The 13,538-nt window shown below is 62.3% G+C and carries 17 protein-coding genes; 14 read left to right on the top strand and 3 right to left on the bottom strand.

The genetic code is table 11. From position 1 onward, the window contains the following. Positions 1-11: 11 nt before the first annotated feature. Entirely contained in the window at positions 12-875 is an 864-nt protein-coding gene (locus tag GZH91_RS12775) for an AraC family transcriptional regulator (protein WP_147071406.1), read from the bottom strand. Positions 876-1,141: 266 nt separating this feature from the next. Between GZH91_RS12775 and GZH91_RS12770 the strand changes: the two genes are divergently transcribed. The 3 genes from GZH91_RS12770 to GZH91_RS12760 are packed head-to-tail and all read left to right on the top strand — an operon-like array spanning position 1,142 to position 2,482. After that, positions 1,142-1,669: a protoglobin domain-containing protein gene (locus GZH91_RS12770; protein WP_232522181.1), complete on the top strand. Its 528-nt coding sequence runs from the start codon at positions 1,142-1,144 to the stop codon at positions 1,667-1,669. Then, a complete protein-coding gene (locus GZH91_RS12765; protein WP_170227431.1) occupies positions 1,659-1,892 on the top strand; it encodes a hypothetical protein in 234 nt (77 codons plus the stop codon). The genes GZH91_RS12770 and GZH91_RS12765 overlap by 11 nt, the downstream gene beginning before the upstream one ends. A 53-nt stretch (positions 1,893-1,945) precedes the next feature. Further along, entirely contained in the window at positions 1,946-2,482 is a 537-nt protein-coding gene (locus GZH91_RS12760) for a carboxymuconolactone decarboxylase family protein (RefSeq protein ID WP_147071400.1), read from the top strand. An 88-nt stretch (positions 2,483-2,570) separates the two neighbouring features. Here GZH91_RS12760 and GZH91_RS12755 read toward each other — a convergent pair whose 3' ends face one another. Both GZH91_RS12755 and ptsJ read right to left on the bottom strand, forming a co-directional pair. Beyond that, the gene (locus GZH91_RS12755; protein ID WP_147071397.1) at positions 2,571-3,320 is read right to left on the bottom strand and encodes a type 1 glutamine amidotransferase; all 750 of its coding nucleotides are present in this window, start codon (positions 3,318-3,320) and stop codon (positions 2,571-2,573) included. Between the two features lie 11 nt (positions 3,321-3,331). Continuing rightward, positions 3,332-4,696: a MocR-like B6 salvage transcription factor PtsJ gene (gene ptsJ, locus GZH91_RS12750; protein WP_147071396.1), complete on the bottom strand. Its 1,365-nt coding sequence runs from the start codon at positions 4,694-4,696 to the stop codon at positions 3,332-3,334. Between the two features lie 106 nt (positions 4,697-4,802). Between ptsJ and GZH91_RS12745 the strand changes: the two genes are divergently transcribed. From GZH91_RS12745 to GZH91_RS12695, 11 genes are all read left to right on the top strand, one after another. After that, positions 4,803-5,618, top strand: a complete 816-nt coding sequence (locus GZH91_RS12745) for a YggS family pyridoxal phosphate-dependent enzyme (RefSeq protein WP_223264500.1) — start codon at positions 4,803-4,805, stop codon at positions 5,616-5,618. Beyond that, positions 5,618-6,511 (top strand): pyridoxine/pyridoxal/pyridoxamine kinase, encoded by an 894-nt coding sequence (gene pdxK, locus GZH91_RS12740; protein ID WP_147071393.1) that lies wholly within the window; start codon positions 5,618-5,620, stop codon positions 6,509-6,511. Before GZH91_RS12745 ends, pdxK begins: the two co-directional genes overlap by 1 nt. After that, entirely contained in the window at positions 6,508-6,744 is a 237-nt protein-coding gene (locus GZH91_RS12735; protein ID WP_147071391.1) for a cytoplasmic protein, read from the top strand. Before pdxK ends, GZH91_RS12735 begins: the two co-directional genes overlap by 4 nt. 26 nt (positions 6,745-6,770) lie before the next feature. After that, entirely contained in the window at positions 6,771-7,943 is a 1,173-nt protein-coding gene (locus tag GZH91_RS12730) for an aspartate aminotransferase family protein (RefSeq protein WP_147071389.1), read from the top strand. Positions 7,944-7,967: 24 nt separating this feature from the next. After that, the gene (locus tag GZH91_RS12725) at positions 7,968-8,912 is read left to right on the top strand and encodes a LysR family transcriptional regulator (RefSeq protein ID WP_147071387.1); all 945 of its coding nucleotides are present in this window, start codon (positions 7,968-7,970) and stop codon (positions 8,910-8,912) included. Next, positions 8,909-9,184: an EexN family lipoprotein gene (locus GZH91_RS12720; RefSeq protein WP_147071385.1), complete on the top strand. Its 276-nt coding sequence runs from the start codon at positions 8,909-8,911 to the stop codon at positions 9,182-9,184. Before GZH91_RS12725 ends, GZH91_RS12720 begins: the two co-directional genes overlap by 4 nt. A 221-nt stretch (positions 9,185-9,405) precedes the next feature. Continuing rightward, complete coding sequence (locus GZH91_RS12715; protein WP_147071383.1) at positions 9,406-11,391, top strand: conjugal transfer protein TraG; 1,986 nt, start codon at positions 9,406-9,408, stop codon at positions 11,389-11,391. Then, on the top strand, positions 11,388-11,852 hold the full coding sequence (locus tag GZH91_RS12710) for a ribbon-helix-helix protein, CopG family (protein WP_138928444.1): 465 nt from the start codon (positions 11,388-11,390) through the stop codon (positions 11,850-11,852). Before GZH91_RS12715 ends, GZH91_RS12710 begins: the two co-directional genes overlap by 4 nt. Next, positions 11,849-12,889 (top strand): P-type conjugative transfer ATPase TrbB, encoded by a 1,041-nt coding sequence (gene trbB, locus GZH91_RS12705; protein WP_147071381.1) that lies wholly within the window; start codon positions 11,849-11,851, stop codon positions 12,887-12,889. Before GZH91_RS12710 ends, trbB begins: the two co-directional genes overlap by 4 nt. Beyond that, entirely contained in the window at positions 12,886-13,263 is a 378-nt protein-coding gene (locus GZH91_RS12700; protein ID WP_147071379.1) for a TrbC/VirB2 family protein, read from the top strand. The genes trbB and GZH91_RS12700 overlap by 4 nt, the downstream gene beginning before the upstream one ends. Then, positions 13,260-13,529, top strand: coding sequence for a VirB3 family type IV secretion system protein (locus GZH91_RS12695; RefSeq protein WP_147071378.1), 270 nt, complete (start codon positions 13,260-13,262; stop codon positions 13,527-13,529). Before GZH91_RS12700 ends, GZH91_RS12695 begins: the two co-directional genes overlap by 4 nt. The last annotated feature ends 9 nt before the right edge of the window (positions 13,530-13,538 follow it).

The raw sequence follows: 13,538 nt of genomic DNA, 5'->3' as shown, positions 1-13,538 counted from the left end.
TTTGCCCGGTTTTAAGAATGTGTCTTCGCCAACCAATCACGAGGTGACATCCCCATCCTAGCCGCAAACGCACGCGATAGCGCCGAAGCATTCGCATAACCGAGCTCTTCCGCTAACAGCTTGATCGGTCGCCCCTCGCGCAGCCGGCTTTGCGCCAGCGCGATACGCCAGTCGGTCAGATAGTCCCCCGGAGGCTGCCCCACTACCTCGCGAAACGTAGTGGCAAACGAAGTGCGCGACATGCTGGCGCATTCGGCCATGCGCTCCAGCGTCCACGGTTCGCCGGGGCTGTCGTGCATCGCTACCAGTGCACGGGCCAGGCGCGGGTCCGACAACCCGGTGATGAGTCCGGGCTGCACACCTGCCTCCTGTGGATTGTCGAGCAACCAGCGCAGCAACTGGAGAACGACTACCTCAAACAGCCGATCGGCCAGCAGTCGCTGGCCGCAGCGCACGCGGTCGGTTTCAGCGAACAACAACTCCAGCGTCGAGTGCAAACCGGATATCCGCGCCAACGGCAAAACGATCAAAGACGGTAGCGCCCGCGCCAGCGGGTTGCGTTCTCCTCCATCGAAGACCAGGCGCGCGCAGGTGAAGTCGGAACCCTCCAACGGAGGGTTGTGGAAGCGATGCGTCATCGGGCGCGGATACAGCAACAGCGTCGGTTCTTTGAGGTGCATCGATTTGGGCACATCGCGCGCACCCGGATGGCTCACTTTTAGCTGACCGCGGCGCAACACGTGCAAGTAACCGTGTCCTTCGCAAGCGTCGAAGTGGTTGAGTCCGCACAGCGCGCCGGAATGATGCAACTGCGCCTGCACGCGGAAGCGTTCGAGGATGCCGGATAGACGATCAACCGGAAGGCTATCTTTCATATGCGCTCATTCGAACTAATTGGTATCTTTATTGTACATATTGTATCCAATAATTCAGATTTTTCGACCAAACTTCAAGCCGTCGATCACAGCGGATCGACGATCCCAACCCAACCTTGGAGAGTCATATGAAGCCACACATACCCACCTTTTTCGCCATCGCATTGGCGTGCGTTTGCTCAGTTAGCCACGCGCAGCAACAACCCGGTACAAGTGCTCCCGGTTACGCCTATGGTCAGCGGACGTTGTCCAAGGCGCCATACACGATGACGGACCTCAAGGCGCTGCAGACGACGTTGCTATTCACTGAAGAGGACATCAAGGCGCTGCGCCAGAGCAAGGCCATCCTAGCCGACCAGACCGACGCCATCCTCGATGTTTGGTACGGCTTCGTCGCCTCGACGCCCGAATTGGTCCATTTTTTCAGTGATGCGAAGACTGGCAGGCCCGACGGTGCATACCTGGAAGCCGTGCGCAAGCGCTTCGCGTTGTGGGTTCTCGACACCGCCGACGCCAACTACGACCAGAAATGGCTGGATTGGCAGTACGAGATCGGCCTGCGCCACAATCGTCTGAAGAAGAACAAGACCGACCGCGTCCCGAGCGTCGCCCAGGTGAACTTCCGCTATATCCCAGCGCTGACCATTCCCGTCACCACCACGCTCAAACCATTCCTTGCCAAAAAGGACGCATCGGCGGCCGATGTCGAGAAGATGCATACAGCATGGGTGAAGGCGGTGCTGATGCAGAGCATCTTGTGGAGTCAACCGTACATCAAGGATGGTGAGTTCTGAGATGCCGGCGATTCTCTACCACGACGGCTGCGCCAATTGTTTGTCCATCGCCGATAGCTTCGCCTCGGCACCCGGACTAAACGTCGAGATCATCAACCTCGGCGCGGACAACCGCCGGGCTGGCGAGGCAGTTGCCGCTGGCGTCGCGCGGCTGCCGTCGCTGGTGATCAACGGCAAGGTCATGCGCCTCGAAGACCACTCCCCGATCGAGCATGTGCTGTGAATGAAAACTCCCGCTCGACTGACACACATTCCCATCAAATAAAGGAAACACCCATGAGCCACGTCAATCTGATCGAATCCACTCAAACCACTCCGGATCGCGCCGCCGTGCTGGCGGAAATCCAGCAGGCATTTGGCACCGTGCCCAACATGTTCCGCGCCGTCGTAAACTCGCCCGCCGCGCTCAAGAGCATGTGGGGTTCCTTCTGCGCGTTGGACAAGGGCACCTTGGGTGCCAAACTTGGTGAACAGATCGCGGTCGCAATCGCCAACCGGAATCGTTGCGAATACTGTCTGGCCGCCCACACCGTGCTCGGCCAAAATGCCGGCTCAACCGCCACCGAGATGGCTGCCGCACAAGCGGGCCAATCCGGCGACGCCAAGACCGCCGCGGCGCTGACCTTCGTGCTGAAGGTGGTCGAACAGCGTGCCCACGTCAACAAAGCCGATGTCACCCGCCTACGCGATGCCGGATTTGGCGATGAGCAAATCGTCGAAATCATGGCCCACGTCGCGCTGAATCTCTTCACCAACTACGTCAATGTCGCGTTTGACGTTCCGGTCGACTTTCCCAAGGTCGCGCTGAAGTAAGACAGGACGAGCTTTACCCGCCAGCGGGTGTGAACCGCCCCGGCCGGGGCGGTTCACAAGTGGTCTATAAGATCGCTTTCGGATTCGATCAGGCGTTCGGCTCGTTAAGGGTGACACCGCAGTTCGCGGCATAAGCCACCATGAGTTTGTCGAGAAAACCAAACAGATTCTGGTTCATGACGTCATAGTCGTTGTCGCGCAAGGCATCTGGCTGCTGCACAAAACGATGGTTAGTCAGCGTTGCCAGTTCACGTTCGGCTGCGGCAATCAGAAGTTCGATAACGTCAAGCGTGAACTCCATGTGGCACTGGAATCCATATGCGAGTTCACCATACTCAATGATCTGGCGAGGGCATCCCTCGCTGTACGCAATGATTTTCGCATTTGCGGTCAGCCCCGGCATGTCGCTGTGCCAATGCCCAACGTCCACGGTGTCGCCGAAGTGGGCGAACTTGACGTGAGCCTTCCCTTCAGTCGTCAATTTGATCGGGAACTTTCCGATTTCCTTTTCCGGGCTGTGCTCATGGCGGGCGCCCAGGGCCTTGCCCATCAACTGCGCTCCCAAGCACACACCAACGACGGCCTTTCGAGCGGCGACGAATTCGGCAATCAAAGCACATTCCGACGCAGCATCGAAATGCGGACATTCCTCTCGGGTCGTTGATGGCGATTGGGGGCCGCCCATGATCACCAGCAGATCGATGTTCTCGATGGACTGCGGCAGCGGTTCATGCGCATAGACGCGAGAATACGTTGCCTCGTATCCACGATCACGGACCCATGCTTCATATGCACCTGGTGCCTCGAACGATTCATGCACCACGAAATGTACTCTCATGATTTCCCTTTCTATTGGATGAATTTGGTTGAATGAGCAGCCACGCGCGAAGCTTTACTACACGATGACATCCCATATCCCTGGCCCAGCACATGGCCGAGCACGCGCGCAAACGCTTCCGCGCCTGCCTCGTCGATGGATGAAACTGTGATGCGCAGCCCGTGCGCCTGCCCCTGTACACCGAAAGATTCACCGCCGCGCACCAGCCAGCCATGACGGGCTAGCTCCAGTACCGCCGCCTGGCTGTTCGCCGGCAACGGCAGCCACAGGTTCAGGCCCTCGGCAGGCGTGGTGACGGAGATGCCTTGCCTGGCCAGGGCCATCGTCAGGCTGTCTCGACGCCGCGCATAGTCCGCGCGAGCTTGGACGATCTGTGCGGAGACTTCCGGCGAAGACAGGCAGGCGCCGACTACATCCTGCAATAGATGACTGACCCAGTTCGTGCCGGGCGCCAGGCGTAGGCGCAGCCGCTGGGAGGTCTGTTCATCGCTGGCAACGAAGGCCAAGCGCAGGTCGGGGCCGAGCATCTTGGACACCGACCGGATCAACGCCCACCGTTGGGCCATGGGTGGAATCACATCGAAGTAGTCGGTTACGGCCAGCAACGAGAAATGGTCGTCGGCGATGACCAGCACGTGCGGATAGTGCGCCAGCACCGCGCGCAGCTTGCGCGCGCGCGCCGCACTCAAGCTGCATCCGGTCGGGTTGTGCGCGCGCGGCGTCACGATAACCGCCTGCGCGCCCTGCGCCAGCGCCTGTTCCAGCGCCTCGGCACGCATGCCATGCGCATCGACGGCCACCCCTACGGTTTGCAGCCCGGCAATGCGCAGCGTGTTGATATTGCTGACGAAACATGGGTCTTCTACGGCTACCTTATCACCTGCCACCAGATATGCCCCCAGCAAACGCTCAACAGCATCCACTGCTCCATTCGTCAAGTTGATCTCGAAGCGATCTGGGCAATCGCCAGTCAACCATTGCCTCGCTGAGGCTTCTAGCTCCGGGGCCACCGTGGCCTCGCCATACAGGCGCGGGCGATACGGCTTCCGCACCAGGGCTGCGCCCATGTCGGGCAGCCAGACTGGATTCGGATTGCCGCCGCCTAGGTCGACCAACGGCGAGCCGGGCAGCGAGCCTTCTTGCTCACCGGGGCCGGGCTGCTCACGAATGACCGTGCCTAATCGACCTTGCGTAACCGCGACCCCGGCCGTCACCAAGCGCTTGTAGGCCATCGACACCGTATTGCGGTTGACGCTCAGCGTGGCGGCCAGATCGCGCACCGTGGGCAGTTCCTGGCCCGGCGTCAATGCGCCCGTCTGCGTCAGCGTTCGGATGCTGTCGAAGATCTCGGCCGCAGTCTTTCCGACAATTCCCATAATGATCTAGGACATGTTAAAGTTTGACCTAGGACAATTATACATTAATTCGACGACGCCTGCACCACCTTGAGTGCGATGGGCTTTCCGATAGCGAGGCTTACACGTGAACATTGGCATACCCCTGGAAACATCCACCATGCACGACCAGCATGGACGCTGGCCCCAGGCCGAGTCGGTGGAGGACTTCCGTCGCAACATGGCAGCAGTTCATGCGCGCATTGCGGCGGCGTGCCAGCGGGGCGGCCGCGATCCGGGCGGCGTGCGTCTGCTGCCCGTCAGCAAGACCAAGTCCGAAGCGAGCCTGCGCCTGGCTTACGCTGCGGGCTGCCGCCTGCTCGGCGAGAACAAGCCGCAGGAGGCATACCGAAAATGGGAGGGGATGACTGACCTGACCGATCTGCGTTGGTCGGTGATTGGCCATTTGCAGACCAACAAGGCCAAGTTGGTGGCGCACTTCGCCGCCGAGTTTCAGGCGCTGGATAGCCTGCGCGTGGCCGAGGCGCTGGAGCGGCGCCTGCAAGCCGAAGGCCGCGGGCTGGATGTGTTCGTGCAGGTCAACACATCGGGGGAGGCCAGCAAGTACGGCCTTCCGCCGGACGAGGTGGCCGCTTTCATACGCGAGCTACCGGCATTTTCGGCGCTACGTGTGCGCGGCCTCATGACACTGGCTCTGCTGTCGGTCGAGGCTGCGCGCGTGCGCCGCTGCTTCGTGCTGCTGCGCGAACTGCGCGATCGACTGCGTCAGGAAGCCCCGGATGGAATCGACCTGGATGAACTGTCGATGGGCATGTCCGGCGATTACGAAATCGCTATCGAAGAGGGGGCAACTGTCGTGCGCGTCGGGCAGGCCATCTTCGGTGCACGAGCCACGCCGGATGTTTACTACTGGCCGTCGGCTGGAGAGGGGAAAACGGATTGATGCGACCAATTGAAGCTGCTACCGCCGTTCCCATTGATCCTGTGCCGTCGCTACAACCGCTGCCCATCGATGTGGTTTCCGTCCAGTCGCAGGTCGTCTATGGCCGGGTCGGCAACAACGTGGCCATGCCCACGCTGCAAGCGCAGGGACTGATCGTCGCGGCCGTTCCTACGGTGATTCTCAGCAACACGCCACACTATCCGACAATCCACGGTGGCACCTTGCCCACCGCGTGGTTCGAGGGCTATCTACGCGACCTGACTGCGCGCGGTGCGCTGGGCCGGCTTCGGGCTATCCTCACCGGCTATCTCGGCAGCCCGGAACAGGCGCAGGCGTTGGGTCGCTGGATCGGCCAAGCCATCGAAGCGCAGCCTGGCTTGCAAGTCGTAGTTGATCCCGTGCTGGGCGACCATGACCACGGGGAATACGTCAGTCCGGGCATCGCCGACGCCTACCACCGCCATCTGCTGCCGCTGGCCGACGGGCTGACGCCCAACGGCTTCGAGCTGCAACGGCTGACCGGCCTGACGGCGACGAACCCCGAAAGTGTCATCGCCGCCGCACGAACCCTGCTGGTCGGTCGAACGCAATGGGTGATCGTCACCAGTGCCGCTCCTGCGGCTTGGCCCGCCAATCAAATGCTGGTGGCGGTCGTGACCCGCAACCGGCAGGAGGTCTTGAATCATCCTCGCATCGACGCTTTGCTCAAAGGCTCGGGCGACTTGTTCAGCGCTGCGCTCACGGGCACCCTGCTGACGGGTGCCTCGGTGTTCAAGGCTGCGTCTTTGGCTTGCGATCAGGTCACGTCAGCATTGCGGCTAACCCGGCAGGCGCAATGCGCCGAGCTGCTGCTGGCTACATCAACCGGATCATCTCTGGAAAGCCGCACATGAATACCTACCGCCTCATCATCCACAACCGCGACCGGCTGCTTGGGCACTTCGAGTCCAGTACGCCATCGTCGCGTGAAGCCATCAAGGAAATCGCCGACTGCTTGAAGCGGAACGGCTACCAGTTGGAATTGCTGGTCGCCTATGACGAAAGGCGTCTGGTCGAAAGCACATCCGACGGCGTGCGGCTCTTGAGCAGCGAGCCGCTGTTCAAGCCTGCGCCCCTTGATATGTAAGCCCACTTCCCTGGAATCTCTAGCTCATGCTCACACCTCACGCCCACCTGATGCACGTCTATGCCCGCCAGCCAGTTTCGTTCGTTCGCGGACAAGGTGCTCGCCTCTGGGACGCCCAAGGCACGGAGTACCTTGATGCCATCGCCGGGGTGGCCGTGACCAACCTCGGACACGCCCATCCCGATGTCGCAGCAGCAATCGCCGAACAGGCCACGCTGCTTTTGCACACGTCCAATATGTTCGGCATCGCTTGGCAAGACCGCCTGGGCGAACGCCTGTCCGCCTTGGCTGGCATGGAGCGCGCCTTCTTCTGCAACTCGGGTGCGGAAGCCAACGAAACCGCACTCAAGCTGGCCTGGCTGCACGCCAACCGCAAGCAGGTAGCGCCGCCGCAAGTGCTGGTAATGCAAAACAGCTTTCACGGCCGCACCTTCGCCACCCTGGCGGCTACGGGCAACTCAGCCGTGCATCGCGGCTTCGAGCCGCTGATGCCCGGCTTCGTGCGGGTGCCCTACAACGACCTATATGCCATCCGACAAGCTGCAGAGCACGTGCCAGGCATCGCGGCAGTGCTACTCGAACCCATCCAGGGCGAAGGTGGCGTACATGTGGCATCGCCCGAGTACCTGCGGGCGGTACGCCATTTGTGTGATGAGCACGACTGGCTGCTGATGGCCGACGAGATTCAGACCGGCATGGGGCGCACTGGCACGTGGTTCTGCTACCAGCAGGCCGGCATCCTGCCAGATGTTGTCACTCTGGCGAAGGGCTTGGGCAACGGTTTCCCAATCGGAGCCTGCCTGGCGCGTGGTCGTGCGGCCGAGTTGTTCTCGCCAGGCACCCACGGCTCCACCTTCGGCGGCAACCCGTTGGCCTGTCGGGTCGGCTGCACCGTCATCGACGCAATCGAGCGGGAGGGTCTGCCCGACCGGGCCGCCGTGCTAGGCCGGCAACTGCTGCTGGGGCTACGCAAGGCGTTGTCCGGCGTCCCCGGAGTCGTTGCCATCCGCGGACAGGGATTGATGGTCGGCATTGAGTTGGACCGGGCCTGCGGTGATCTGGTACGCAAGGCTCTGGAGCAGGAACGGCTGCTCATCACCGTCACCCGCGAGAGGACGATTCGGCTACTACCCCCGCTGATCTGCGATGAAGCTCAGATCGACGAAATCGCCGTCCGTGTCCGGCGTCTTCTGCAGTGAGCTGAAAGGACAAGGGATGCTTTTATGGAGTTGAGGCACTTACGCTGCTTCTTGGCAGTGGCCGAAGAACTCCACTTCGCCCGGGCGGCCGAGCGCTTACATATCGAACAGTCGCCGCTTTCACGCGCCATCAAAGAACTGGAAGAAGACCTGGGTGTTCAGCTATTTGCTCGCACCACCCGCAGTACCCGACTCACGCGCGCGGGCCGGATGTTCTTGGAACACGTGCCTCGCGTCTTCGCCTCCTTGCAGCAGGCTCGGGACAGCGTAAAAGCCGCCGCCAACGGCTTCCATGGCCAATTGCGCATTGCCTTGTCTGACGGCATCACGCCGACCTGCTTCTCAGCCCTCTTGGCACTTTGCCGGCAGGAAGAGCCTGAGATCGAGATTCGCCTAACCGAGGTTCCCTTGTCCCAGCAGATCAAGGGGCTGCACGACGATCTCTACGACGTAGGGTTTGCTCAGTTGGATGAAGCCGGTGATGGACTTGTTGCTGAACCCATTTGGCACGATCCATTGATGGTGGCGGTTCCGGCACGTCACCCATTGCTCGCCTACAAGCGTGTACCGCTGGACGAGGTGTTGCGCTATCCCTTGGCACTCGGCGATGCGCATACATGCGAAGGACACGCTCGCCAAATTGATCGCGCTTTGCGTCAATCAAGTATGGAGCCGTTGATCGCCGAACGAGTCGCGTCCTTCGATCTGATGATGACCCTGGTGTCGGCAGGTTTTGCGCTCGGGTTGGCGGGCGCTTCGCAGATTGCCGCCAGCCGTGAACCCAGCGTGGTGGCCCGACCGCTGGCTGGTCGTTCGCACATGCTCACGACTTACCTGTTGCGTGCGGATAGCGAGCCGTCAGATGCCTTGGCTCGTTTCATCAAACGAGTCCTTGCCATTGATCCCCCAAGAGGAAAGACCTCAGCTGCACTTGAACGAACTGATCCACCAGAGGAAATCGAGCCATGAAGAAGATCATCCCGTTTCTGCTTACTACAACGTTGGTTGCCTGTGGCAAGCCCGAACCGACCGCGACAAGCAACAGCTCTGCACCAATCGAATCCGTTGAATCGCTCGCCGCCAATCCCGAACGGTTGAAGGCACTGCGCCAGCAATGCAAGACAGATCGAACAAAGCTCGGTGATGAACTCTGCAACCGAGTAGCCGAAGCGACGAATCGGCGCTTTCTCGGCGATGGCAAAACACCCTACACGCCGCCGAAGGAGCCGCCCAAGTTCTGATCTGGGACGACTTGCAACAAAACCGCATTTATCTGCTCGATACGCCGCAACGCGCCGTCGCTTGCGGCGTTTTTATTCGCTTCGCCGCTACATGAATTGATGTTTTATCAAGCATCTTTGTCCCGATAACGGTCTTTGACCGACCGTGATCAAGCCCCGAATCTCCCGAATGCGGCACGTTTTCGTGCCGCTTGCCGCGCAGGAGAAATCGGGAGGCCAGGATGCAAGGTCAAGGTGTGCTGTTCGGGCAGATCGTTGCTGTATTCAGCATCGTGATCGCCGGCGTGTGGGGTGCCACGCAATGGACAGCCGCCGCCTTGGGCTACCAACTACGTCTTGGCTCGCCTTGGTTTGATTTCTTCGGCACGCCGGTGTATCACCCTTGGCGGCTGTTCGAGTGGTGGTTCTTCTTCGATGCCTACGCGCCCAACGTCTTCGACATCGGCGGCGCGATCGCTGGCGGCAGCGGGTTGATCGCCGTCGTCGTCGCCATCACCATGTCGGTGTGGCGTTCGCGGCAGTCGAAGCTGGTCACGACCTATGGTTCGGCGCGCTGGGCCGAAACCAGTGACATCCGCAAGGCAGGACTGACCCAACCGGCCGGCGTCTTCCTCGGCCTGCATGACGGGCAATACCTGCGTCACGAAGGCCCCGAACACGTCCTGACCTTCGCACCGACGCGCTCGGGCAAGGGCGTCGGCCTGGTGGTGCCAACGCTGCTCTCCTGGCCCGCGTCCACCGTGATCCACGACATCAAGGGCGAGAACTGGTCCATCACCGCCGGTTGGCGCTCGCGCTTCTCGCACTGCCTGCTGTTCAACCCCACCGATACGAATTCAGCGGCCTACAACCCGCTGCTGGAGGTGCGGCGCGGCGCGCATGAGGTGCGCGACGTGCAGAATATCGCCGACATCCTGGTGGACCCGGAAGGTGCGCTGGAGCGTCGCAACCACTGGGAGAAAACTTCGCACGCGCTGCTGGTCGGCGCCATCCTGCATGTGCTCTATGCCGGCGAAGACAAGACGCTGCGCGGCGTCGCCAACTTTTTGTCCGACCCGGCATGCCCATTCGAGTTGACGCTGCACCGGATGATGACGACGCGGCACCTGGGTGATGCCCCGCATCCCGTCGTCGCCTCGGCCGCGCGCGAAGTGCTCAACAAGAGCGACAACGAGCGTTCGGGTGTGCTGTCCACGGCCATGTCGTTCCTCGGCCTATACCGCGACCCCACAGTGGCCGAAGTCACGTCGCGCTGCGACTGGCGCATCGCCGACTTGATTTCGGCAGAGCATCCGGTATCGCTGTACCTGGTCGTGCCGCCGTCCGACATCAGCCGTACCAAGCCGTTGGTGCGCTTGATCCTCAACCAGATCGGTCGGAGGCTCACTGAATCGTTGGATGGCTCGGATGGCATCGCGCGTCGCCACAAACTGCTGTTGATGCTCGACGAGTTCCCGGCACTTGGCCGACTCGACTTCTTCGAGACGGCGCTGGCGTTCATGGCCGGCTACGGGATTCGCAGCTTCCTCATCGCGCAGTCGCTCAACCAGATCGACAAAGCCTACGGTCAGAACCATTCGATCCTCGACAACTGTCATGTCCGGGTGACGTTCGCCACCAACGACGAACGAACAGCCAAGCGCATTTCCGAGACTCTGGGCACGGCCACGGAGTTGCGCGCGCAGCGCAACTATGCTGGGCACCGGCTCGCGCCGTGGCTGGGGCACCTGATGGTGTCGCGGCAGGAAACGGCGCGGCCACTGCTTACACCTGGTGAGGTCATGCAGCTCCCGCCCGACGAGGCCGTGGTGATGGTGTCCAGCATGGCACCGATCAAGGCGAAGAAGCTGCGCTACTTCGCGGACGTGAACTTCAAGCGGCGCGTACTGCCGCCGCCCGCGCACGCAGCCGGGCGCTATGCCGATGCACCGCCGACACGCGCCGACGACTGGAGCGGCATGGCAGTCCCCGCCGCTGTGGGCCTGACCGGCAGCGACACGGCCACCGCCGATGACGGCGGGCCACGGCGTCAGCCAGAGCTGTCCGAGGTCGCCGAGTACCACCCAAAACAGGAGCCAGCGAGCAACGACCTGGCACTGCTCGATGACGACGATTTGCCGCTGCCGCTTCCCCGCCAGCTCGACCCGGCCATGCAGCGCACGGCCCGGCTGGCATCCCTCGACCCCGACGACGGACTCCAGCTATGAGCCAATACCGCCTCAACCTGTTCATTCCACCCGAGCACGCGAAACGTCTGGACGAGCTGGCCGCCAAGAAAGGTGTGTCCAAGTCGTCCATCGTCGCGGCGGCACTGGCGTCCTGGTTGTCGCCCGATGCGGGCGATCAGCGCGAGGCGGCCATCGCCAAGCGGCTTGATCGGCTGTCACGCCAGTTCGAGCGGCTGGAGCGCGACCAGAACATCGAGATCGAGACGCTGGCGCTATTCGTTCGCTACTTCCTGACCGTCAGCACGCCGGTGCCTGAAGCCCACCAGGAAGCGGCCCGCGCCCAAGGCAAGGCGCGATTCGAGCAGTTCGTCGAACAGCTCGGCCGTCACCTATTGCGTGGGCGCAGTCTTGTGCGCGACGTGGTGGAGGAACTTCAACCCGACTCTGCGCGGCTGGACGAAGCGGCGGCATTGGCCGAAGCCCAGGAGCGTGCCTCATGAGCGCGCAACCCGAGTCCTTCGCCGCCACGTCGCTCGACCGACGCATCCGCATGCTGCGCACGGCCATGGGGCCAGTGATCGCCGCCGCGCTGGAAGACCCGGACGTGGTGGAAATCATGCTCAACCCCGACCGGTCACTGTGGGAGGATCGCCTGTCGTCCGGCCGCGCACCGCTGGGCGTGGAACTGTCTGAAGAAGACGGCGAACGCATCATCCGTCTGGTCGCTGCACACGTTGGCGCGGAGGTCCATCGCGGTCAACCGCTTCTGACCGCCGAGTTGCCCGAGACGGGCGAGCGCTTCGAGGGCATCCTGCCGCCCGCCGCACCGGGGCCTGCCTTCGCGCTGCGCAAGCGCGCCGTGAACATCATCGGCCTGGATCGCTACGTGACCGACGGCATCCTGTCTGCCCCACAGGCCGAGTTCCTGCGCCATGCCGTGCGCGAGCGGCAGAACATCCTGATCGCCGGCGGCACCAGCACTGGCAAAACGACGTTGGCGAATGCCTTGCTCGCCGAGATCGCCGTCACCGGCGACCGCGTGCTGGTGCTCGAAGACACCATCGAGCTGCAATGCGCCGCCCGCGACCATGTGCCGTTGCGCACACGCGCGGGCGTCGTGTCCATGACTGAGCTGGTGCGCGCCACGATGCGGCTGCGCCCCGACCGCGTTGTGGTCGGCGAGGTACGCGGCGGCGAAGCGCTGGATCTCATCAAGGTGTGGGGCACAGGTCACCCCGGTGGCATCGCCACCATTCATGCCGGCTCCGCGCTGGGCGCACTGCTGCGCCTGGAACAGTTGGTTCTTGAAGTCGCGGTGAATCCGCCGCGCGCACTGATCGCCGAGGCGGTGAACGTCGTCGTGTTCATCGTGGGCCGTGGCCACAAGCGCCGCATCGAAACCATCGCCCGTGTCGCCGGCTTCGACGGCACGGGCTATCGCTTGGCGGACGTTCTGGAAACCCCGTTTCCAGAGCTGCTGCCGCCTTCTTCCGTCGTTCCTTCCCCGTCCCTCAACCACTCTGGAGAACTGCCATGACGCACGCCCATACTTTCCGCTTTTCCGTAAATCCGGTTTCGATCCTCGCTCGCTTGCGCCGCCTTGCCGAGCCCGCCCATCACGGCCTGCTGCTGGCTGCTGCGATGCTGATGACGGTTGGCACGGCGAAAGCAGCCGGCTCCTCGATGCCTTGGGAAGGGCCGCTGCAATCCATCCTCGACTCCATCCAAGGGCCGGTCGCACGCATCATCGCGGTGATCATCATCATTTCCACCGGCCTGGCACTGGCCTTCGGCGACACATCGGGTGGCTTCCGCAAGCTGATCCAGATCGTCTTCGGCCTGTCCATAGCCTTTGCCGCATCCTCGTTCTTCCTGTCGTTCTTCAGCTTCTCCGGCGGGGCCGTCGTATGAGCACGGCCAACGACCTGCCGGGCTTTGAGATTCCGCTGCATCGCTCGCTGACCGAGCCGATCCTGCTGGGCGGTGCGCCGCGCACCGTGGCGATCGCCAACGGCACGCTGGCCGCCGCCGTGGGCCTGGGCCTGCAACTGTGGATTCCGGGCATGGTGCTCTGGATCGTTGGCCACTCGCTGGCGATGTGGGGAGCCCGCGTCGACGCGCAGTTCATGCAGGTGTTCGCCCGCCACATCAAGCACAAGCCGCTGCTGGACGTGTGAGGACCGAGC

Origin of the sequence: Sulfuriferula plumbiphila, from assembly GCF_009938015.1 — a bacterium.
Taxonomy (GTDB): domain Bacteria; phylum Pseudomonadota; class Gammaproteobacteria; order Burkholderiales; family Sulfuriferulaceae; genus Sulfuriferula; species Sulfuriferula plumbiphila.
This window is presented reverse-complemented; position numbering and strand designations above follow the sequence as displayed.